20 protein-coding genes and 1 pseudogene are annotated in these 21,828 nt (G+C 69.4%); 8 read left to right on the top strand and 13 right to left on the bottom strand.

Features of this window, described 5'->3' with window-relative positions:
* Window positions 1-101: 101 nt before the first annotated feature.
* Together D7D52_RS15950 and D7D52_RS15945 are read left to right on the top strand one after the other, a co-directional pair.
* Window positions 102-842, top strand: coding sequence for a hypothetical protein (locus tag D7D52_RS15950; RefSeq protein WP_120737297.1), 741 nt, complete (start codon window positions 102-104; stop codon window positions 840-842).
* Window positions 829-2,478 (top strand): DNA polymerase Y family protein, encoded by a 1,650-nt coding sequence (locus D7D52_RS15945; RefSeq protein WP_246023888.1) that lies wholly within the window; start codon window positions 829-831, stop codon window positions 2,476-2,478. Before D7D52_RS15950 ends, D7D52_RS15945 begins: the two co-directional genes overlap by 14 nt.
* 14 nt (window positions 2,479-2,492) lie before the next feature.
* On the opposite strand, the gene D7D52_RS15940 is transcribed toward D7D52_RS15945, so the two are convergent.
* Window positions 2,493-4,061, bottom strand: a complete 1,569-nt coding sequence (locus tag D7D52_RS15940; protein ID WP_120737293.1) for an ArnT family glycosyltransferase — start codon at window positions 4,059-4,061, stop codon at window positions 2,493-2,495.
* Between the two features lie 267 nt (window positions 4,062-4,328).
* Between D7D52_RS15940 and D7D52_RS15935 the strand changes: the two genes are divergently transcribed.
* From D7D52_RS15935 to D7D52_RS15925, 3 genes are read left to right on the top strand one after another with little or no spacing between them, the layout of a single operon-like run.
* Window positions 4,329-5,093 carry an alpha/beta fold hydrolase gene (locus D7D52_RS15935; RefSeq protein WP_120737291.1) on the top strand — a complete coding sequence of 255 codons (765 nt, stop codon included), beginning with the start codon at window positions 4,329-4,331 and terminating at the stop codon, window positions 5,091-5,093.
* A 46-nt stretch (window positions 5,094-5,139) separates the two neighbouring features.
* Window positions 5,140-5,700 (top strand): YdeI/OmpD-associated family protein, encoded by a 561-nt coding sequence (locus D7D52_RS15930; RefSeq protein ID WP_120737289.1) that lies wholly within the window; start codon window positions 5,140-5,142, stop codon window positions 5,698-5,700.
* 31 nt (window positions 5,701-5,731) lie between these two features.
* Window positions 5,732-6,655 (top strand): ferredoxin family protein, encoded by a 924-nt coding sequence (locus D7D52_RS15925; RefSeq protein ID WP_246023887.1) that lies wholly within the window; start codon window positions 5,732-5,734, stop codon window positions 6,653-6,655.
* Here the strand turns inward: D7D52_RS15925 and D7D52_RS15920 are convergent.
* From D7D52_RS15920 to D7D52_RS15900, 4 genes are all read right to left on the bottom strand, one after another.
* Window positions 6,588-8,093: a nitrilase gene (locus tag D7D52_RS15920; RefSeq protein ID WP_162958335.1), complete on the bottom strand. Its 1,506-nt coding sequence runs from the start codon at window positions 8,091-8,093 to the stop codon at window positions 6,588-6,590. The two genes, D7D52_RS15925 and D7D52_RS15920, sit on opposite strands and share 68 nt — an antisense overlap.
* Before the next feature lie 275 nt (window positions 8,094-8,368).
* On the bottom strand, window positions 8,369-9,025 hold the full coding sequence (locus D7D52_RS15910; protein WP_246023886.1) for a response regulator: 657 nt from the start codon (window positions 9,023-9,025) through the stop codon (window positions 8,369-8,371).
* A gap of 48 nt (window positions 9,026-9,073) precedes the next feature.
* Window positions 9,074-10,186: a sensor histidine kinase gene (locus D7D52_RS15905; RefSeq protein ID WP_120737282.1), complete on the bottom strand. Its 1,113-nt coding sequence runs from the start codon at window positions 10,184-10,186 to the stop codon at window positions 9,074-9,076.
* Between the two features lie 112 nt (window positions 10,187-10,298).
* Entirely contained in the window at window positions 10,299-11,285 is a 987-nt protein-coding gene (locus D7D52_RS15900; protein ID WP_120737280.1) for an SDR family NAD(P)-dependent oxidoreductase, read from the bottom strand.
* 149 nt (window positions 11,286-11,434) lie between these two features.
* Between D7D52_RS15900 and D7D52_RS15895 the strand changes: the two genes are divergently transcribed.
* Window positions 11,435-14,788 (top strand): error-prone DNA polymerase, encoded by a 3,354-nt coding sequence (locus D7D52_RS15895; RefSeq protein WP_120737278.1) that lies wholly within the window; start codon window positions 11,435-11,437, stop codon window positions 14,786-14,788.
* Window positions 14,789-14,818: 30 nt separating this feature from the next.
* On the opposite strand, the gene D7D52_RS15890 is transcribed toward D7D52_RS15895, so the two are convergent.
* Window positions 14,819-15,787: a hypothetical protein gene (locus D7D52_RS15890; protein ID WP_162958334.1), complete on the bottom strand. Its 969-nt coding sequence runs from the start codon at window positions 15,785-15,787 to the stop codon at window positions 14,819-14,821.
* Window positions 15,788-15,924: 137 nt separating this feature from the next.
* Between D7D52_RS15890 and D7D52_RS15885 the strand changes: the two genes are divergently transcribed.
* Complete coding sequence (locus D7D52_RS15885) at window positions 15,925-16,155, top strand: DUF167 domain-containing protein (protein ID WP_246023885.1); 231 nt, start codon at window positions 15,925-15,927, stop codon at window positions 16,153-16,155.
* Here D7D52_RS15885 and D7D52_RS15880 read toward each other — a convergent pair.
* Complete coding sequence (locus D7D52_RS15880) at window positions 16,152-16,616, bottom strand: tRNA (cytidine(34)-2'-O)-methyltransferase (RefSeq protein ID WP_120744152.1); 465 nt, start codon at window positions 16,614-16,616, stop codon at window positions 16,152-16,154. The genes D7D52_RS15885 and D7D52_RS15880 overlap by 4 nt on opposite strands.
* A gap of 240 nt (window positions 16,617-16,856) precedes the next feature.
* On the opposite strand from D7D52_RS15880, the gene D7D52_RS15875 reads away from it, so the two are divergent.
* Complete coding sequence (locus D7D52_RS15875) at window positions 16,857-17,168, top strand: hypothetical protein (protein ID WP_120737272.1); 312 nt, start codon at window positions 16,857-16,859, stop codon at window positions 17,166-17,168.
* A 211-nt stretch (window positions 17,169-17,379) separates the two neighbouring features.
* On the opposite strand, the gene D7D52_RS15870 is transcribed toward D7D52_RS15875, so the two are convergent.
* From D7D52_RS15870 to D7D52_RS15845, 6 genes and pseudogenes are all read right to left on the bottom strand, one after another.
* Window positions 17,380-17,631 (bottom strand): DUF1214 domain-containing protein, encoded by a 252-nt coding sequence (locus tag D7D52_RS15870; protein ID WP_120737270.1) that lies wholly within the window; start codon window positions 17,629-17,631, stop codon window positions 17,380-17,382.
* A gap of 55 nt (window positions 17,632-17,686) precedes the next feature.
* The gene (locus D7D52_RS39175) at window positions 17,687-18,499 is read right to left on the bottom strand and encodes a DUF1214 domain-containing protein (RefSeq protein ID WP_246023883.1); all 813 of its coding nucleotides are present in this window, start codon (window positions 18,497-18,499) and stop codon (window positions 17,687-17,689) included.
* A gap of 34 nt (window positions 18,500-18,533) precedes the next feature.
* A pseudogene (locus D7D52_RS40320) lies at window positions 18,534-18,683 on the bottom strand (DUF1254 domain-containing protein); the annotation flags it as partial.
* Window positions 18,684-19,191: 508 nt separating this feature from the next.
* Window positions 19,192-19,698 carry a 2,4'-dihydroxyacetophenone dioxygenase family protein gene (locus D7D52_RS15855; protein WP_120737266.1) on the bottom strand — a complete coding sequence of 169 codons (507 nt, stop codon included), beginning with the start codon at window positions 19,696-19,698 and terminating at the stop codon, window positions 19,192-19,194.
* 385 nt (window positions 19,699-20,083) lie between these two features.
* Window positions 20,084-20,425, bottom strand: a complete 342-nt coding sequence (locus D7D52_RS15850; protein WP_222932833.1) for a site-specific integrase — start codon at window positions 20,423-20,425, stop codon at window positions 20,084-20,086.
* Window positions 20,426-21,071: 646 nt separating this feature from the next.
* Window positions 21,072-21,827: an MBL fold metallo-hydrolase gene (locus tag D7D52_RS15845; RefSeq protein ID WP_120737264.1), complete on the bottom strand. Its 756-nt coding sequence runs from the start codon at window positions 21,825-21,827 to the stop codon at window positions 21,072-21,074.
* Window position 21,828 lies beyond the last annotated feature (1 nt).

The raw sequence follows: 21,828 nt of genomic DNA, 5'->3' as shown, positions 1-21,828 counted from the left end.
CCTTGACGCGTCCTGCGACTCGAGTTCTACTGTGCAGTGATCGAACATATTTTCGATTATGTCAGGTAGCTGGACCAGTGCTGAGAGAGGGTGGTCGCTAGATGGGTTCGGCTGCGGAGGCCAAACGGGCGCAGTTGGCGGAGCTGCGGCGGAAGATGGCGGCGGTGCCCGCGCGCGGTAGCGAGGCGTCGGCGCCCCCGCCGGCGGCCGAGCAGCCGCGCCGGGACGCGCTGCCGGTGCCGGCGGCACTCGAAAACCTTTTGCCCGACGGCGGTTTGGCGAAGGGGTCGGTGGTCGTCTACAACGGGGCCGGATCGCTGCTCGCCGGGCTGCTGGCCGCCGTGACGAGCGCGGGCGGGCATGCCGCCGTGGTCGGGATGCCGCGGCTGGGGTTGCTGGCCGCGGTCGAGATGGGGGCCCGGCTCGACCGGCTCGCGGTGGTGTCCGAGCCCGGACCCGATCCGCTCGAGGTTGCCTCCGTTTTGCTGGATGGGCTGGATCTGGTGGTGCTCGGCCTCGACGGACTCGCTGTTCCCATGTCCCGCACCCGGATTCTCGCCGCCCGTGCCCGCAGCAAGAACTCCACCCTGCTGGTCACCAACGGCTCCTGGTCCGGGTCCGCGCTGCACATCGACACCCGGGTCGCCGGCTACGACGGTCTCGGCCGCGGCTGCGGTCGCCTGCGCACCGTCCGTCTCGACGTCTCCGTGCGCGGCCGCTCCGCCCAGCCCCGCTCCGGCCACCTGGCCCTCAACCCGGCGGGCGGCCGCGTCGAATGGGTCGCCACCACCGCCCAGCCCACCGCGGAGCCGCTGCGGGTGGCGCGCCATGCCGTCGGCTGACCGCCGAATGGAAAGCCGCGCACCGCAGGCGAAGACGCGGCGGGTGCTGGTGGTGTGGTGCCCCGACTGGCCCGCGGTGGCGGCGGCCGCCGAGGCGGGGGTGGAGGTCACGCGGGCGGTGGCGGTGTTCGCCGCCAATCGGGTGGTGGCCTGTACGGCGGTGGCGCGGGCGGAGGGGATCCGGCGGGGGCTGCGCAAGCGGGAGGCGCAGGGCCGGTGCCCGGATGTGCTGGTGGCGCAGGACGATTCGGATCGCGACGCGCGGCTGTTCGAGCCCGTGGTGGCGGCGGTGGACGCGACCGTGCCCGGGGTGGAGGTGCTGCGGCCCGGCATGCTGGCGCTGTCGGCGCGCGGGGCGGCGCGGTTCTTCGGCTCCGAGGCGGCCGCCGCCGAACGGCTGGTCGACGCGGTCGCGGCGGTCGGGGTGGAATGCCAGATCGGGATCGCCGACGAGCTGTCCACCGCGGTGTTCGCGGCCCGGCGCGCCACCCTGGTGCCGCCCGGGCTGGGCGCGGAATTCCTTGCCCCCATGCCGATTTCGGAGCTGGCGGTGGAGCCGGTGCTGGCCGCGCCGCAGCGGGTCGAACTGGTGGATCTGCTGCACCGGCTGGGCCTGCGCCGCATCGGCGATTTCGCCGCGCTCACCCCGGCGGAGGTGTCGTCACGCTTCGGCGCGGACGCCATCGTCGCGCACCGCTGCGCCCGCGCGGTCCCGGAGCGCCCGCCCGCCGCCCGCCTGCCCGCCGCCGACCTGACCGTCGAGCACCGCTGCGATCCCCCGATCGAACGCGTCGACATGGCCGCCTTCGCCGGCCGCATGCTCGCCGCCGAACTGCACACCCGCCTGGCCTCCGCCGCGGTCGCCTGCACCCGCCTGATCATCCACGCCGAAACCGAAGCGGGCGAACAACTCTCCCGCACCTGGCGCTGCGCCGAACCCCTCACCCCCGACAGCACCGCCGACCGCATCCGCTGGCAACTCGACGGCTGGCTCACCCGCCGCTCGCTGGATCGCGGGCGGGCACAGGAGGATTGGGACGCCGGGCCGGATGCCGCCATCACCCTGCTGCGCCTGGAACCGGTCGAGGTGGTGGCCGCGGGGGCGCTACAGCTCGGCCTGTGGGGCGGGGTCGGGGAGGACGAGGAGCGGGCGCGGCGGGCGTTGATCCGGGTGCAGAGCCTGCTCGGCGGCGATGCCGTGCGGGTCGGGGTGCTCAGCGGCGGGCGAGGGCCGGAGGAGCGGATCACCATGGTCACGCTCGGCGACGAGCCGGTGCCCGCGGCCGATCCGGCGCAGCCGTGGCCGGGCCGGCTGCCCGAGCCCGCGCCGGCGCTGGTGCTCACCCACCGGCCGCGGGTGCGGTTGGCGGCCGCCGACGGTTCCCCGGTCTGGGTGACCGATCGCGGACTGTTCACCGCCGATCCCGCCCACTTGCATTGGGGCAGCAGCTCGTGGCGGCTGACCGGCTGGGCGGGCCCGTGGCCGGTGGACGATCACTGGTGGACGCACCGTGTCGAGGACGGGTTCGCCGCCCGCGCCCAGGTGCAGCTGGACGCCGAGGGCACCACCCGCCTGCGCGCGCTGCTGCTGCTCGGCTACAACCACGCCTGGCACGTGGAGGGCCTCTACGAGTAGTCCGGCAGGACGGCTCAAATGCCGAGCGGCAGATGCAGATCCATCATGTCCGGCCAGAGTTCGGGCCAGGGATGATTGGGCCGGCGGCACAGCGAGATGGCGATATCGCTGTTGACGCCGGGAAAGCCGTTGGGGACGTTGAGATGGGTCAGCACGGTCACCGATCCGAACTGCCGCCGCAGCGCCGGATCGGCGCCGTCGAGCCCGACGTAGAGCACCGCGCCGGTGTCGGCGGGCGGCGGCCCGAAGTAGCCGAAGCCGCGATTGGGGCTGTAGACCGGCGGCAGGTCGTAGTCGCGGCCGAAGTTCTGAAGCGCGGCAGCCTGCCAATAGTTCTGGGCGATGATCACTTTCGGCCGATCCGCCTCGGGCAGCTGCCGGTAGGCGCCGGCCACCTTCGCGGTCAGCTCCGACCAGCCGGAGTAGCCGTAAATGCTGGTCCGCATGGCGAAGTCGGCCTGCGAGCGAATGGCGCCGTGCACCCGGGAGGCCGGTTGCGGCAGCGTGATCAGCAGCGCGGTGATGATCGCCAGCGACAGCGCCACCACGGGCACCGCGATGACGCGCAGCAGCCGACCGCCGCGATCGTGCATCGAATAGGGCAGCGCGGCCGCGCCGATGCCGAACAGCACCGGCAGGAATCCCGCCGTGTAGTAGGGCCGTCCGTGTCCGACGAGCACGACGACGATCAGCAGTCCGGAGGCGACGAGCATGAAGATGTAGGGCCGCAGCCGGCGTTGCCGGGCCAGGCACCAGAACGCCCAGCCGGCGAGCAGACCGCCGAGCAGACCGCACAGTCCGATCATCTGCGGGAGGCAGGCGAGCGGTCCGCCGCCGGCCGCGTCCTGTTCGGCGCCGATCACCTTGCTCATGGCCAGCGCCGGCCACCCGTGCGTCTGCTGCCACCACAGGCCGGGCAGCGCCGAGAGCACGAAGATCGCCACCCCCCGCCAAAGGGCGCTGCGCCACAGCAGTTCTCGCGGCCCCGCGAGGAACACCGCGGTGGCCAGCACCAGCAGGATCGTGGGGATGAACCATTTGACCTGCAGGTCGATGGCGGCGATGACGCCGATGCCGACCAGCAGCCGGTCCTCGCGGGTGCGGATCCAGCGGATCAGCAGCCAGATGATGGCGGCCTGCAAGGTGGCGTCGAAGGAGAAGGTGCTCAGCTGCACGGCCTGGGTCGCGGCCAGCGGTGAGATCCCGTAGGCGACCGCCGCGACCAGTTGCGCGGTGCGCCCGCCGCCCAGTTCGTGGGCGACCGCGGCGCTGATCACGACCGCGGCCGCGGTCATGAGCACCGCGGGAAGCCGCAGCGCCGGAGCCGAACCGGGGGCCAGCACGTCGGCCAGATGAGCCAGCAGCGGGATCAGCACGCCCTGGTCGGCGTAGGTGATGCTGCGGTGGGCGCCGGCGGCGACGAAGTACAGCTCGTCGCCGAAGAAGTCGTAACGCCAGGTCGGGATGGCCAAAAACGCCGCGGTGAGGATGGAGACCAGGAGCACCCAGGAGGTAGCGAAGGACGGCCGCGGTGGGCTCGGTTCCTCGAGATCGACCGCGGGGGCGGCAGCATTGAGAACCATATTTCCCCGACAGAAATAGCTTTGGTGAATCGGGAAGGACGCTACCGTGACGGTCTGGCGATTATCCCAAATGTGAAAGTGATCTATTTCACATGTTGTAGCAAGTGGACATCAGGGCAGGACAAACCGGCATCGAGGCGAGAACCGGTGCGTTTCGGCATCATTCGTCAACCGAATGAATAGGCAACCGAGCCCGGCGCGGAATTCGATATGGCGGTGCGCACAAACCGGTGAGCTCCGGCGTACCGGTCCGTACTCTGGACCCTCGTGGAGTCGACGATCACTCGCGTTTCGCTGGCCGGCGTATCGATCGCCTACCGGGATTCCGGCGCGGTCGGCGGCCACCTCTACAGCGACACCCCCGTCGTGCTCGTGCACGGTATGGGCGGCGACGGCCACACCTGGGATCGTTTCGCGGCACAACTGGTGCGACGCGGGCGGCGGGTGATCATCCCCGATCTGCGCGGGCACGGGCACAGCGCCCACACCGACTCCTACCTGTTCCCCGAATTCGGGGCCGACATCCTGCGGCTGTGCGAACGGCTCGAGCTCGAGACCGTGGACCTGGTCGGCCATTCGCTGGGCGGGTACGCCATCTCGTGGGCGGCCATGCAGCGACCGGAACTGGTGCGCCGCCTGGTGATCGAGGAGCAACCGCTGCCGCTGCGCTCCGGCGACGAACCGGTCCGCTTCACCCGCCGGCTGCCCTCGGTGCCGGAACTGTGGCACGCCACCTCCAGCCTGATCCGGCATCCGCGCGCGGTGCTGTCGTTCGATCGGTCCATGACCGGCGTCGCCCTCGAACAGTTCCGCAAACCGTATCCGGAGTGGTGGGAGGGCCTGGCCGACATCACCGCGCCCACCCTGTTCCTGCGCGGCGGCCCCGGCGGCATGGTGGATCCGGGCAAACTGGAACAGATGCGCGCCGCCATGGCCGACTGCACCGTGCGCGCCTTCGGCTGCGGCCACAGCATCCACCGCGACCGCTACCGCGAGTTCGAGGCCGAAGTGCTGCCCTTCCTGGGGCATTAGCCCGCCCCTGGCCGGGCGGCGGCGCGGCGCTCTCTACAGTTGAACGGTGTCCGCATCCGAGCGTCCCACGCTGTGGTTTCCCGACGAGCAGTCGTTCCGGGACTGGCTCACCGCCAATCACGCGGCCGTGGACGGGATTTGGCTGAAGTTCGCCAAGAAGGGCTCGGCCTTCGTCTCCCTCGACTACGACAGCGCGCTGCGGCAGGCCCTGTGCTTCGGCTGGATCGACGGGCAGTCCCGCAGCCTCGACGACGACTTCCTCGTCATGGGATTCACCCCGCGCCGCCCGCGCAGCCAGTGGTCGCAGCGCAATGTGGGACTGGCGGGCGAGCTGATCGCCGCCGGCCTCATGCATCCGGCTGGGCAGGCCGAGATCGACCGCGCCAAGGCCGACGGGCGCTGGGACAACGCCGTCGGCGAGGATCTGCCCGCGGACTTCCTGGCCGCGCTGGCCCGGCATCCGGAGGCGGCCGCCTTCTTCGAGACGTTGCCCGCGCAATCCCGCCTCGCCGTCGACTACCACCTCGGCAGCGCGGTGCGGCCGGAGGCCCGGCAGCGGCGGCTCGAACAGGTGATTCGGAAGCTGATCGATGGGAAGCCCCTGTGAACGGAAGACGCACTGTGAACGGACAGCCACTGTGACCGGATTCGAAGGACTGTCGTGTTCGTCTGCGGCACAGGAGATTCCGCTACCCGGCGGCGCGACCCGCATCACCGGCTGGCTGTGCGTCGAACAACCCGGGGCGTGGGGACGCGACGTGATCGGCGACGAGGTGCTCGGGCCCGACATCACCCCGGAACTGGCCGCCCGCACCAAGGCCGCGCGGGTGCGGCCCACGCTGATCCGGCGGACCGGGCGTCGCGAATTCAGCGGGCGGCGCACCGTCTTGCTCGCCAGTTCCCGGCCGGAGGGTTCCTGGTGCGAGCGCTTGGAGATCGATGATCTGCGGGAGCTGCTGGACATCGACCTGCATGTGGTCGACGGGCCCGCCCCGGGAATCGGTGCGGCCGTGACCGATCCGCTGGTGCTGGTCTGCGCCCACGGCAAACGCGACCAGTGCTGCGCCATGCTCGGCCGCCCGATCGCCGCGAGTCTGTCCGCCGCCCATCCCGATCGGGTGTGGGAGTGCTCGCACACCGGCGGGCACCGCTTCGCTCCCGCCGTCATCCTGCTGCCCACCGGGCTCACCTACGGCCGCCTCGACGACACCGCGGCCCACACCATGCTCGCCGCCGCCGACAAGGGCGAAGTCTCGCTCCAGGGTCTGCGGGGGCGCAGTTGCTACAGCCCGGTCGAACAGGTGGCGGAAGTCGCGATCCGGCAACGGCTCGCGGAGGGGGCGGGCATCGACGATCTCACCGTCGAGCCGGTGCCGGATCATGTCGAACTCGCCGGGGACCCAGCCACTTTCGCGGGGGCGGCCCAAGTCGTGCATCGTGACGGCCGCCGCTGGGTGGTCACCACCCGCACCGTGGCCTACGCGCCCCGGCAGGCTAGTTGCGGTGCGCCGCCCAAACCCGCGACCGCTGTCGTCGCGGACGAGATTCGCGAATTGTCCTGAGCGAGGCGGCCGCTGCCGTGAGGGTGAGGGCGAACAGCAGGGCGGCGAGGGCGGCGAACCAGTCGCCGTAACGGGCGTAGAAGGTCTCGGGGCCCGGTTCGGGGATGGCGGCCAGGACGGAACGGGTGACCGTGATGTCGGTGTCGGCGGCGGCCAGGATCCGGCCTCGGGAATCGCTGGCCACGAGTTGACCCAACTGCGGGGCGCGGGCAATGCCGAGACCGGATTCGACGCCGCGCAGGACGGCCATTCGGCTGTGCAGCCAGCGGTCTTCGCGAAAATCCAAGGCGGGGACCAGGAGCAGGGTCGCGCCCTGTGCGCGATTGGTGCGGACCAGCGCGGGGCGGTCGAGGTCGAAGCAGATGGCGAGGGCCCAGGAGGTGCCGGGGACCCGAGTCCAGGCGGTGCCGGGGCGCAGATCGGATTCCAAACCCGGGACCAGATAGTGCTTTTCGTAGACGACGCCGGTGGGGAAGTCGATGGCGGCGTTGACGCTGGCATCAGCTCGGGTGAGGACCAGGCCCGCGATGACGTGCACATCGCGGCGGGTTGCGACCTCGGTGAGCGGGCCGGACAGCAGCGGCAAGGTGGAATCGGTGGCGCGCCAGGCTTTTTCGGGAAGCACGATGGCGCGGGCCCCGCGATCGGCCAAGCGCTCGACCTCGGCCACCACACGGGTGATCATGTCTTGGCCGTCGGGGGAATCGACCGGCACGTAGTCCTCGGGTTGCGCGACGGCGACCAGGCCCACCGGCACCGTCGCACCCGTGGGCTGCGCGAGCCGGGCGTAACCGTATCCGCACACGGCCACCGCCATGGTGAGCGCCGCTGCGGTGCAACGGATTCGGGTGTGGCGCGGGGTCGCGGTATCGATCAGCACGGCCAGGGCGGCCGGGACCAGCAGGACGAGGAACGAGACGCCCAGCCAGCCGGTCAAGGCCGCGACCTGAATCACCGGCAGCACCGCCGACTGTGTGTAGGCCAGACTCCACCACGCGCCGAACGGACCGGCGCGGGAGATCAGGTACTCCATCAGGACCCAGCCGGCGGGCAGAGCGAGGATCGCCGCGGCGAAACGACCGTGCCGCACCAGGAATCGGGTCAGCAGGAGCAGGCCGGCGTAGATCGTCGCCGTGCCCAGCACCAGTCCGAACGCGGACAAGGGCGGCTGTTCGACGGTGTGCAGGAAGTAGCGCAGGTAGGGGAGCGCGCCGAGGAACCAGGACCCGAACGCGGCCGCGAACGTGGTCCGGGCGGACACCCGGGGTGCGAGCAGCAGGACGGGAAGCGGTGCGAGAGCGGCCAATCCGGGGCGGGGATGCAAGCCGGTGCCGAAGAGCCACAGCAGCGCGGAAACGCTGGTCGCGGCGACCACCCACCACGCCCACGCGGGGCGGGCGGTCCGAACGGAACTGTCGGGAAGATGCCTGGTTGTCACCCCATCGATGCTGAAGCGGCCACGCAGGTCGCACATCGCCGACGAGGACGAACCGTGCCCCGCTCTCACGAGCGAGCAAGCTGCGCCAGTTGGATTCCGCGGCGGCGCGAATACGCAGCAATTCGGCGGCAGCGATGCGGCCCGTGACAGCGGCGGCGGTGCGGCCCGCGATAGCGGCGGCGGTGCGGCCCGCGATAGCGGCGGCGGTGCGGCCCGCGATAGCGGCGGCGGTGCGGCCCGCGATAGCGGCGGCGGTGCGGATCCAGGGTGCGGATTCAGCCGTCCCGGCCCGGGACCACCAGTCCCGCCTCGTAGGCGAAGACCACGGCCTGCGCGCGGTCACGCAGCGACAGTTTCGAAAGGACCGCGCTCACATGGGTTTTCACCGTGTGCTCGGATACGGTCAAGGCCCGGGCTATCTCGGCGTTGGACTGCCCGCGGGCCAGTTCGCGCAGGGTGTCGCGTTCCCGGTCGGTCAGTTCCGGGAGGCGGCGCGCCAGCTCCGGGCGCGGACCGCCCTGCCCGGCCAGCTGGGCGATGACGCGGCGGGTGACCGCGGGGGCCAGCAGCGCCTCGCCGGCGGCGACCACCCGCACCGCGGCGACCAGCTCCGCGCGCCGGGCATCCTTGAGCAGGAACCCGCTGGCCCCGGCGCGCAGTGCGGCGTAGACGTACTCGTCCACGTCGAACATGGTCAGCACCAGCACCCTCGCGGCGGTCCGGGCGCAGATGCGGGCGGTGGCCTCCACCCCGTCCAGCCGCGGCATGCGAATATCCATCACCACCACGTCCGGGGCGAGCTCCTCGGCCAGCGCGACCGCCTCCAGACCGTCGGCGGCCTCACCCACCACTGTGATGTCGGGCTCGGCCGAGAGGATCAGCGCGAAGCCTCCACGGAACAAATCCTGGTCGTCCACGACGAGTACTCGCACGATTCAATGCTCCTGGGCGAGAGGGAGGACGACGAGTACACGCACGACTCAATGCTCCTGGGCGAGAGGGAGTTCGGCGCGGACGGTGAAGCCGGTGTCGGTGCGTCCGGCGGACAACCGGCCCCCGGCCGCCTCCACCCGGGCACGCAGGCCGATCAGGCCGCTTCCGGTGCGGCCCGCCGGCGCGGCGGGCTGGTTTCCGTCGTCGCGGATCTGGACGGTCAGCAGGCGGTCGGACCAGTCGAGCGTCACGGTGACCTGCTCGGCGCGTGCGTGTTCGAGGGTGTTCGCCAGCGCCTGCTGCACCACCCGGTACGCCGTCACCTCCACCTCGCTGGATACCGTTCGGCGCGTGCCGTTTTCGGTGAGCACGGCCGCCAATCCGCCGCGGCGGGCGCCGTCCACAAGATCGGGGATCGCGGCGGTACCGGGTTGGTGGCGGGGCTCCGCACCGTCGTGCAGGACGGCGAGGCTGTGCCGCAGCTCGCGGACGGCGCTGCGGCCGGTGTCCGCGATGCCGGTGAAGACGGCGTCGGCGCGTCCCGGGTCATCATGGGTCAGCAGGGGACCGGTCTCGGCCTGCACGATCATCGAACCCAGTGCGTGCGTGACGATGTCGTGCACATCCCGGGCGATGCGGACCCGCTCGTTGGCCACCGCGGCACTGCGTTCCTCGTCCAGCCGCCGGGTCCGCTCCTCCAGCAATTCGATCTGCGCGCGCCGGGCGCGAACACCGGTGCCCAAGGTCCACGCGGTCGAAAACGACAGCGCCGCATAGCCGTACGCCTCGACCGGTTCGTTGGGCAGTACCAGTGAGGCCAGAATGCCGAGCACCCCCGCCACGGCCGCCGCCCACCGTGCCGCCGGCGGGCTGTACGCGGCGATCGTGTACGCGCACACCACGGTGCCGAACGGCAGCGCCGGCAGCGCGTGCGCACATGCCAGCACGGTAATCGCGGTCCCGACCACCGCTCCCGTCGCCAGCGGCGCGCGCCGCCGCCACCACAGCGGCAGCGCCGCCACCAATGCCGTCGCGACTACCCACCACGGCCGATGGTCGGCGAGCTGCGGGGCTACCGTCACCACCGTCACCAGTACGGTGACGACCGCGTCGACCACCCACTTCACCCGGCCTGCCGCGACGGCATCGTGAATACCCATAGCCCACCGAGTCTGCCCCGGGACGGCATCGGTGCGCCTCCCGCGCAGGGATGATCCCGTCCTCACCCGGGAGAGTGAAGAGCCCGCAGCTCCCGCCCGCGGGCCGGGTTCCTCACCAGTGGGTGCCGGGGACCAGCCGGGCGGCGCGACGCAGGGCGGTGCCGGTGACGCGGACGGCGGGCGGGACGGGGCGGCGACGGCGCGGCGGGGGGAGAGCGTCCTCGTCGTCGGTATCGGGCTCGGGGGCGGCTTCGCCCTTGGCGGCGGCGGAGTCGGGGATGGCGCGGTAGTAGCGGTGCAGCACCCGCTCCTTGATGCCGGGGGCGAACAGCTGGCCGTATTCGGCCAAAGTGCCGATGGGGACGTCGATTTGGCGCGGCCGGTCGGTGAGAGCGCGCACGATGGTCGCGGCGGCCCATTCGGGGGACTGGGTGCCGGTGCCCTGGTCGCCGCTGGGGGCGATCATGGGGGTGCGCACCAACGGCATGTGGATGGTGGTGAAAGTGATGTTGCTGGAACGCATTTCGGCGGCGGTCACCTCGGCGAACTTGTCCAGCGCGGCCTTGCTGGCCAGATAGGCGGCGAAGCGCGGGGTGGCGACCTGGACGCCGGCGCTGGAGATGTTCACGATGTGCCCGTCGTTGCGTTCGCGCATCTGGGGCAGCAGGCCCAGCGTCATGCGCACCGCGCCGAAGTAGTTGACGGCCATGGTGCGTTCGAAGTCGTGCATGCGGTCGGTGGAGCGGTGCACGGCGCGGCGGATGGACCGGCCCGCATTGTTGACCAGCATGTCGACGTGCCCGTGAACGTCGAGGATGGTGGCGAGGGTCTTGTCGACGGAGTCCTGATCGGTGACGTCGCACGGGTAGCCGAAGGCCCGCCCGCCCGCGGCGGTGATCTCGTCCACCACGGTGGACAGCTCGTCGGCGCGCCGGGCCAGCAGGATCACGACCGCGCCCTTGTCCGCGACGGCGATCGCGGCCGACCGGCCGATCCCGGAGGACGCGCCGGTAATGACGATGTGCTTGCCGGTCAGATCGCGGCGGGCACGCCGACGGGCCAGGTAACCGGACTCGTTGCCGACGGAGGTATCAGTCATCACCGCTCCCTTGCAGATCGAATTGCCCCGAACTTACTCCAAAGTAAGTTCCAGCGCCATCACGTGTGCGCGTGCCGCTGTAGAGACCAATCGGTTTCGAATGTATGTTCGATACTCGAGACCGGTCGGATTGGTGGAGGAGGTGCGTCATGGGCTGGCACGACGGCCCGCCGACCTGGGCGGAAATGGAACGGGTGCTGTCCGGGCGGCCCGATCCGGCGCGCAAACGGGTCGAGGGCGACGGCGGCGACAGCCCGGCCTGGTCGCGGAAGCGGGAGAAGTACGAGGCCGGGGACCTGCGGGCGGGGAAGTCCGCGGTGCCCTACGCCGAGCTGCACACGCATTCGGCCTACAGCTTCCTCGACGGGGCCAGCCAGCCCGAGGAGCTGGTGGAGGAGGCCGTGCGGCTGGGGCTCGAGGCGCTCGCGCTCACCGACCACGACGGGTTCTACGGGGTGGTGCGCTTCGCGGAGGCGGCACGGGAATGGGGCATGCCGACCATCTTCGGGGCCGAGCTGTCCATCGGCACCGCGGCCCGCGCCGGCGCGCACCTGGTACCGCGCGGACGGCGGCGCGGTCGCGACAACGATTCGGACGCACTGAATTCCGAGCCGCGCACCGGCGCGCCCGATCCCGCGGGACCGCATCTGCTGGTGCTGGCGCGCGGGCAGGAGGGCTATCGGCGGCTGTCGCGGGAGATGGCCGCCGCGCACATGGCGGCGGGGGAGAAGGGCATTCTGCGCTACGACCTGGACCGGCTCACCGAGGCGGCGGGCGGGCACTGGCACATCCTCACCGGCTGCCGCAAAGGCACTGTGCGGCAAGCGCTCTCGCAGGGCGACGGCGCGGCCGAGGCGGCGCTGCGGGACCTGGTGGAACGCTTCGGCCGCGAGCACGTGAGCGTGGAACTCACCCATCACGGGGTCCCCGAGGACGACGAGCGCAATGCCCGGCTCGTCGAACTCGCCGACCGGGTCGGATTACCCGTATTGGCCACCACCGGAGCGCATTTCGCCGCGCCGCCGCAACGACGCCGGGCCATGGCGCTGGCCGCCATTCGCGCCCGCTCCAGCCTCGACGACATGGCGGGCTGGCTGGCGCCCACCGGTGGCGCGCACCTGCGTTCCGGTGACGAGATGGCGCGATTGTTCGCGGCCTGCCCCCGCGCCGTCGCGAATGCCGTTGCGCTGGGCCGGGAATGCGCCTTCGATCTGCGGTTGATCGCACCGCAGCTGCCGCCCTTCGACGTGCCGGACGGGCACGACGAGAACTCGTGGCTGCGGGAGCTGACCTTCCGGGGCGCGGCCCGGCGCTACGGGCCGCGCGCCGGGAACGAGCAGGCGTATCGGCAGCTCGAACACGAGCTGAGGGTCATCGCGGAGCTGAAATTCCCGGGGTACTTCCTGGTCGTGCACGACATCGTCAGCTTCTGCCACGACAACGGAATCCTTTGTCAGGGGCGGGGTTCGGCGGCCAATTCGGCGGTCTGCTACGCCATCGGCATCACCAATGTGGACCCGGTCGACAATCAGCTGCTGTTCGAGCGCTTCCTGTCCCCGGAGCGGGACGGGCCGCCCGATATCGACGTGGACATCGAATCGGATCGGCGCGAGGAGGCCATTCAGCACGTCTACGCCAAATACGGGCGCGAGTACGCCGCGCAGGTGGCCAATGTGATCACCTATCGCGGCCGCTCGGCGGTGCGGGATGCCGCACGGGCCCTGGGCTTTTCGACCGGGCAGCAGGACGCCTGGAGCAAACAGGTCAGCCGGTGGACGGGGGTGGCGCAGGAACAGCACACCGACATCCCGGACGACGTGCTCGCGCTGGCCGGTGAATTGGAGGGTCTGCCAAGGCATTTGGGCATTCACTCCGGCGGCATGGTGATCTGTGACCGGCCCATCGCCGACGTGTGCCCGACGGAATGGGCGCGCATGGCCGATCGCAGTGTCCTGCAATGGGACAAGGACGACTGCGCCTCGGCGGGGCTGGTGAAGTTCGACCTGCTCGGGCTCGGCATGCTCTCGGCCCTGCACTACATGATCGACCTGGTCGCCGAGCACAAGGGGCAGACCGTCGAACTGCATCAGCTGGATCTGAGCGAGACCGCCGTCTACGACATGCTGTGCCGCGCCGACTCGGTGGGCGTGTTCCAGGTGGAGTCCCGCGCCCAGATGGCGACCCTGCCGCGTCTGCGGCCGCGCAAGTTCTACGACCTGGTGGTGGAGGTCGCGCTCATCCGGCCCGGGCCGATCCAGGGCGGGTCGGTGCACCCCTACATCCGGCGGCGCAACGGACACGAGCGGGTCGAATACGACCATCCGGCCCTGGAGAATTCGCTGGAACGCACCCTGGGCATCCCGCTGTTCCAGGAACAGCTCATGCAGATGGCCGTGGACGTCGCCGGATTCAGCGCCGCCGAGGCCGATCAGCTGCGCCGCGCCATGGGCTCCAAACGCTCGACGCAGAAGATGGAACGGCTGCGGGACCGCTTCTACCAGGGCATGCGCGAGCTGCACGGCATCACCGGCGAGGTGGCCGACCGCATCTACGAGAAGGTGTACGCGTTCGCGAATTTCGGCTTCCCGGAAAGCCATTCGCAGAGTTTCGCCTCGCTGGTGTTCTATTCGGCGTGGTTCAAGCTGCATCATCCGGCGGCGTTCTGCGCCGGGCTGCTGCGCGCCCAGCCGATGGGGTTCTATTCGCCGCAGTCGCTGGTGGCCGACGCCCGCCGCCACGGGGTGGCGGTGCACGGGCCCGATATCAACCACAGTCTGGCCGAGGCCACCCTGGAGGCGAAGGGGATGGAGATCCGGCTGGGGCTGGCCGCGGTCCGGCACATCGGCACCGAGCTGGCCGAGCAGATCGTGGCCGCCCGCGAGACCGGGCCCTACACCTCGTTCGTCGACCTCACCGGGCGGGTGGAATTGACTGTGCCGCAGGCGGAAGCGCTGGCCACCGCGGGTGCGCTGGGCAGCCTCGGTGCGACCCGCCGCGAGGCGCTGTGGGCGGCGGGCGCGGCGGCGGGGGAGCGGCCCGACCGGCTGCCCGGCACCGGCGCGGCCACCGCCGCCCCGGCCCTGCCCGGGATGAGCGCGCTGGAGCTGGCCGCCGCCGACGTGTGGGCCACCGGGGTCTCGCCCGGCAGCTACCCGACCGAATTCCTGCGCGAGCGGCTCGACGCGCTCGGCGTCGTCCCGGCCGACCGGCTGCTCGAGATTCGGGACGGGACAAGGGTTCTCGTCGGCGGCGCGGTCACCCACCGGCAGCGACCGGCCACCGCGGGCGGGGTCACCTTCCTGAATCTGGAGGACGAGACCGGCATGGTGAACGTGGTCTGCTCGGTGGGGCTGTGGGCGCGCTACCGGCGGCTCGCCACCACCGCGCCCGCCCTGCTCATCCGCGGGCGCGTGCAGAACGCCGAGGGTGCGGTCACCGTCGTCGCCGACCACCTGCAGCGCATGAACCTGCGCATCGAGGGCCGCTCCCGCGACTTCCGCTGACGCAATGTCTTGCGGATCGGGTTGCGGGAGTCAGAAGTCGCCGCCGCCACCACCGGAGTCACCGCCGCCGCCGCCACCCGAGTCTCCGCCGCCGAAATCGCTTCCGCCGCCGCCGAAGTCGTAGTCGCCGCCTCCGCCGCCCCAGTCCTGGGGGGTCTGGTCGTAGCCGCCGCCCGGGGGCGGTCCGGCGTAGTCGCCGCCGCGGTCGCGTTCCTCGTGTTCGCCTTCCATGCGGCCGAGTTCGTAGCCGAGCAGGCCGCCGCCCACCGCGCCGCCGACCGCGCCGAGACCGGCCGCGGCCCCGGGGCTCATGCCGCCTCGGCCGGGCGCGCCGTAGCCCGGGCCGCCGTAACCCGGGCCGCCGGGGGCGTAACCGCCGCCGAAGCCGCCACCGGGACCCGACATCGGGCCGGGCGGGTTGGACCGGCGGCGGCGGAAGAACGCCACCGCGGCGGCGACGATGCCGCCGATGACCACGATCGGGCACAGCAGGCCCAGCCAGCCGAAGCCGGTGCTCTTGTGCGCGGGCTGCGCGGCCGGTGCGGGGGCCGGATTGGCCGCCTTGGCGCCGGTGGGCGCGGGCTGGTCGGCGGCGGCCTTCAGGGCGCCGAGCGCCGCGACCGTCGCGCCGGTGTAGTCGCCGTTGCCGAAGGCGTTCTTGAAAGCCGTACCCGCGGAACCGGTTTCCCGGATGTGCGAGTTGGCGCCCGTGCGAATGCTGAGGAACTTCGACTTGGTGTTGATGGCCAGCACCACGTCCGAGGCGCCCGAGACATGGCTCTGGGCTTCCTGATCGAACTTGCCGTGATCGTCGGAGAACTTCTCGGTGGTGAAGATGTGCACCGGATCCGACAGCTGCGCCGCGGCATTGGTCACCTTGCCGACATCCAGCACGTGCGAGTCGTCGTGCACGTCGGTCGGGCCGGCCGCGGCCGTGCCCGTCGCCAGCAGGATCACCCCCGCCACGGCCGAGAACAGCAACAGAAAACGCTTGACCATCTTCACTTCCTTCCCGGGCGACCCGCTACCGACCTGGTAAACGAGACACTACGGCCAAACCACGTTCACCGCTTACCCGGTTTCCGAGACAATGACACGACTCGACAAGGGGCGACATGACTCGGAAAGGAGACGGCGTGCCGACAGTGGTCCGGGCGACCATCAAACCCGGCAGCAAGAAGGGCCCGCTGGTCGAAACCAGCGACGACGGCGCCCTGCACCTGTATGTGCGAGCGCCCGCGGTGGAAGGCAAGGCCAACCGGGCGGCCATCGAACTGCTGGCCTCGCACTACGGCGTCCCCAAGTCGGCGGTGCGCCTGATCGCCGGCGCCACCTCCCGGTTCAAGCGCTTCGAGATCGACGACTAGACCGCGCCGGGGAAGCCCAGTTGCCGCCACGCCTCGTAAACCGCGACGGCCGCGGCATTGGACAGATTCATGGAGCGGCGGCCCGGCAGCATGGGAATGCGCAGTTGCTCGGTGACGCGCGGGTCGGTGAGGACCGCCGCGGGCAGACCGGTGGGCTCGGGCCCGAAGAGCAGGACATCGCCGTCGCGATAGGCGATATCGGTGTTGTGCGTGGTGGCCGTCGCGGTGAACGCGAAGACCCGCTCGGGCCGGATGACATCCCAAGCGGCCGCGAGGTTCTCGTGCACGGTGACAACGGCCAGGTCGTGGTAGTCCAACCCGGCCCGCCGTAGCTTCGGCTCCGATAGGTCGAAACCGAGCGGTTCGATCAGATGCAGCTGACACCCCGTCCCAGCCGCCAGCCGAATGGCATTACCGGTATTGGGCGGGATGCGCGGTTCGAATAGCACGAGGTGAAGCATGGTGTCCATGATGTCAAAGTGTCTGTTGAGGTTGTCCGGTGAGTACGGTCGATGCTGCACTCGAGAGTCGCGGCAGTAGTGCGGGGGACTTCAGATGGGCTCTGAAAGTTGATCTTCGGCTGACCCGTGTCAGTCGGCCTGAACCGAGCGGTCAGCGGTCAGCAGGCAGCGCAGGACGTTGCCACTCGCGGCCCGTAGCCTCTGCTGAGTGCACAACACGCTGACCGAGCATGCACGTGCATGTACGGCGACGAGTTCCACCCAGCTCCGGAATGCATCGAAGAGCACGACGAGCGAACGTTTCTCAATGAACTGACCTTCGCCGATGCAGAGGCGATCTTGGCCATGCTGCACGAGTTGTCACCGAACATCGCAGACGGGTTCCTGCCGGTGTGGATCCGGAACCTGGCTTACCGCCTGGCAGTTCTACAACGCCCCGACGATCCTGCCGTACTACGCGAAGCAGCCGACAGCCTGTACATGTTCGGGCCTGAGTGTGACGGCATCGCGGCTGATCTTCGCCAACGGGCCGACGAACTCGAGGGCCGCTGAGCGCCTGCCGCCATTTGGCCGGTCCGAACAGAGCGATCAGCGGCTGATGCGTTCGATCAGCGGCAGACCGGGGGCATCGAGCAGGACACTTGCGACCCGCGCGACAGCGGAGAGCCGAGGCCGGGTGGAATGCCTTAGGTCGCCGTGTATGACTCGCTCCAGGTAGATGTGCCTCAGCCCCAAATGGAAACTTCATCGGGTGCCGGCGGTGTCAGAGATTCTTTCTCAGGGGCGGTATGGCGAGTTCGCCGCGTAGCAGTTCGCCGTGGGGTGAGTAGATGCGCAGCATGACCTGGAACGGGCCGGTGGGTGCGGGCAGCCAGTTGGATTCTCGTTCGGGCCCGGGTGATCGGTAGGCGTCGAAGGCGACGGCCTTCAGATCCGGGCTCATGCTGGTGTTCCTCCGTTCATTCGCGAGACGGCGATCCGCGGGTACGCGGGATAGCGTGCCGAGCGGTCTCATGGCTGCCGTGAGACCGCTCGGCCGATGGGGGATATGACCTGGATATGACCTGCTGTCAGTTGGTGCGGGTGACCGCGGGCGGGTTCCAGGCGCCGTCGATGATCTTCTGGTCGGGCCAGTAGGTGCGCATCATCACGTTGAAGTCACCGGACGCGGGCGTGGGCAGCCAGTTGGATTCCTTTGCCGGACCCGGGTTTTCACGCTGAATGTAGATGTCGACCGACCCATCGGGATTCTTGGTGAGACGCTCGCCGCGCACGGCGTAGCGGTTGATCGGGTTGTCGACGAAGAAGCCGCGATCGTCGTACATGGTCAGCGACCAGAAACCCTTGACTGGAGGGATCTGGTCGGCGGGGAAGTGCAGCACGTAGGTGTGGTCGGCGTTGAGCTGGGTGTTCTTGTCGTCGACGCGAGTATTGGGGTAGATCGCGTCCTGGGGCAGGTTCGCACCCAGACCGGCGTAGGCGACCACTGCGCGCGAGGCGTAATCGGTGCCGTAGTCACCGACCCCGCTGCGTCCGATCTTCCAGCCATTGACCTCGCTCTTGCCCATGTCGACCTCGATCTGCGACAACGCCTTCGGCCATGCCTGTTCCCACCGGGCGCGCTCGGTCTCCGGCAGCGCGGCCAGGTCGAGTTTCTTGTCCGGGGTCCAGCCGATCGACGCCAACTGATCGAGCAGCGCATTGTCGGCGGGGCGGGTCTGGGCGTGCGACAGGCTCGCGTAATACAGATCCCAATACTGTTGCGGGGTCAGGTTGTGGATGTACTTGGCGACTTCCTGATCCTTGGGCCAGTCCGGGTGCAGATCGGTATTGGTCGGCGGGGTGTAGGCGGTACCGACCGCGCTGAGCGGGACCGCGGTCATCTTGTCCTGGATGGCAATGACGTTGGAACAAGTGATAGCGCCCGCCCATATCGGGCACGCTGACCACAAACGGTTCCTGCGACACGTCGAAGAACATCGAAGTGTAGAGCGTGTCGACATTGGGACGCACCACGCCGGTGAACTTCGCGTCCGGCAGGAAGTGCAGCGGGGCCAGTTGATTCATCGGCGCCGCGCCGATCGACGGGTCCGGGGCCGGGTAGTTGGGCGACTGCCGTCGCGTCACCTCCACCGATACCAGCGGATAGGTGTAGGCGTAGGCCTGCACCGCCAGATCACCGGCCGAGGGTGCGGCCGAGGAGCTGGTCGGCGACGATGACTCCGAGGAATTCTTCGAACAGGCCACCGCGGCCACCGCGAGCGCGGCCACCAGACCCATCGCCACTACCGCCCGGCCACGCCGGGTTTCGAACTGCTGACCACCGCATCCTCCTGGTTAGGGACATCGCAGAGCACAGCGAGAGCTAGCCGATAGCGGCAAACTCATCACGAGAGTAGATACCCGCCCTGCTGGAGTGTGAAATTTCAGGACTGCCAATGTGTTTCGATGCGGTATCTCGATGGAGGCCGAAACTGCAACCGCATTGAAGCAACTTTTTAGCTACATAATGCGGAGCGACTGTGCCGCCGGACTTGATATCCGGAGACAAACATTTGGTTTTCGGAGACTCGGACTAGTCAGTCCCGGCGATGACGGTGGCCGACCCGTTGATGTAGCGCAGCCCCTCGACGCCTTGCGCGGCGAACATGTCGGCCTGAGCCTTGATCGAGACCGCGTCGAGGATCGAGTGGAACTGGCCGTCGTCGGTGAAGTTGACGTTGGCCCCGGCGACGAAGATCAGCATCACGATGTCCTCGGTGTTGTCGGCCGGGGTGTAGAAGGTGTGCACCGATCCGCCCGGCTCGTAGAGGTAGGAGCCCGCGGTCTGCGGCTGGTCGGGGTACTCGCGGTAGCGCCAGCGGCCGGCGAGCGTGTACACCTCGGCGGTACCGGTGTGATAGTGGATCGGCAGACTCACCCCCGGAGCGAAAGTGGCCAGCACGACCCTTTTCCCGGCCTCCATGTCCAGCCGCAGCAGTTTGGTGGACACGCCCGGCCCCAGGGAATCCTCGATCAATGGCAGGTCGTCGACATTGAGAGTGAGCAGCTCGCCCTGGGGCAGCGCGGCCAGTGGCAGCAGCGCGCCGTGACCACGGTGGGCGACTGATCAACCGACATGGGCGTTCCTCCTGTAGATACGGCCCGGAGCTTCCGGGAGTGCGATGCCTCACATCGTCTCGGGTACTGTGAAGTCGGCTTGACTTCAGGAGACACCTTCTTGGTCCATGGAGACACCGCACTGATCCGCGGCACTGCTCGGATCGGCACGGCCCGTTGATCTTCCGATTCCCGCGCTGGCCGGTTCGGTCAGCGCGGTCAGAGCCAGAAGCGGACGTTCGTTGAGTGGCACACCAGCGAGGCTGATTCGGACAAAACCCCTCGCTCATGTGCCAGTCAATGAGGATCGGGCAGTGGGTAGCGATTGGCGCGGTATCCGGAATTCGGCAATGCAGGATGTTGAGATGTCATGTGGCCGAGGCCATGAACGCCGCGCGGATGTAATTGGGGTGGCGGTCGAGGTTGGTGCGGGCGCGGTCGTAGCGCGCGAAGTCCGGCGGGTTGTCCGAATCGCGGGACGCGACGAGCAGGGCTTCAAATTGAAGGTGCGAGAGTCCCAGTGTCGGAGACTCGTTCGATACTCGGGGCCGGCGCACGTACTCGGCGGGTGAGTGCTCGAGCAAACCGTCGATCACACAGGTGCGGTAGAACCCGGCCACGACCGCCAGTCGGCGGGCGATGGTGGCGGGTTTGAAGTGACGGGTCTCGCGCATCCACAGCGAGTAGTGCTCGACCTCGGTACGTGTCACCGCCAGGGGCGGCAAGTCCCGCTCGGTGCACCACGAAAAGTAAAGGCGGAGATCTGATCTCGTGTGAACTCGCGAGACGACGGAGAACCGTGCCAGGTAGGCGAGCGACGCCAGGCGTAGCACGAGATCATCACTAGCGAAGGAGACGTCCAGGTCGGAGGAAGTCCTCATTCCTCACGATTGCCCCACACAGGCGACCCGCCAGAACGAGACACGAGGCGCGGCACGGACAGCTCCTCCACACGGCTGAACATCCTGAGTAGCCGAGTTGCGTGCATTCTCGAACCGCGATCTACCCCGCCGCGGAGAACTCTCCGGGGGCGGAGTTCGGCTCTCCGCGTCCCGGCATCGCGACGACAGCCAACGCTGTCGCAGTGCTCTGCTGCAGCGGATTCTGACCGAGCGCTACGACGGCGTCCTCATCGCCGCGCTCGAGGCCGTCAGCGACAACGATCTCAGCTGTCCGTCTACACCCGGCAGATGCCGACCTGACACAGGCGTAGGCCGGAACTCGGTCGAGTTCCGGCCTACGCTCATGCCCAATCTGGGGACGTTCAGTCGATCTGGAGGTTCCGTGTGTAGGTGGCGGTGTGTTCGGGCGATTCGACGGTCAGGTAATAGGCGCCCGTGGCCGGGCCGGCGGTGGTTATGCGATGTGCACCGCCGTTCCGGGTAGGACCATGCGGACCTCGACGCCCGGTGCGAGGCGGGCGACCGCGTCGGCGTAGTGACGAGGGTCGTTGTCCGCCTTGGTGATCATGCGGTCACCGAGGCGGCCGCTGTGGAAGGCGTAGTGGTGCGGGATCGCCAGGGTCGGACGCAATACGGCGGTCAGGGCGGCGGCCTGCTCGGCATCCATGACGACCTGGCGCATATCGGCCGGGCGCACGCATAGGCCGTTGGTCGGCAGGATCGTCAGGTCGAAGTGCCCGAAACGGGTTGGGAGGGTGTCGAGTTCAGGGACCCGTAGCGAATCGCCGCCGAAAAACACGGTGCGCCCGCCGGATTGGAGTACGAAGGTGACCTCGTGGACGCCGTGCTCGCCGGGCGTGGCCGTCACCCGCAGGTCGCCGACGGTCGTCGACTCCCAGGCTTCGATGGTCCGCAGGTCTCGAAATCCTTTGCGGGCCGCGATGGCCGTCACGGTGCCCGGGCCGATCAGGGGCGTGTCGAGGTCGAAGCCGCCCGCGATCAGTGCGTCCAGGTCGCAGTGGTCATAGTGCTCGTGGCTGATCGCTAGGGCGTCGATGCGGCCCAGACCCGCGACGGTTGCGGTGACCGGTTCGCCCGGGTGGTAGGTCGCGGTCTCGGTGAACCACGGATCGGTCAGTACCCGGATGTCGCCGAGTTCGATGAGCTGGCAGGCATGCCCGATGCGGGTCACTGTGAGCGGAGTGGTCATG

This window comes from Nocardia yunnanensis (assembly GCF_003626895.1).
In the GTDB taxonomy this organism is placed as follows: Bacteria; Actinomycetota; Actinomycetes; order Mycobacteriales; family Mycobacteriaceae; genus Nocardia; species Nocardia yunnanensis.
Note: the sequence above shows the minus strand (reverse complement) of the source record. Positions and strands in the feature narration are given on the sequence as shown.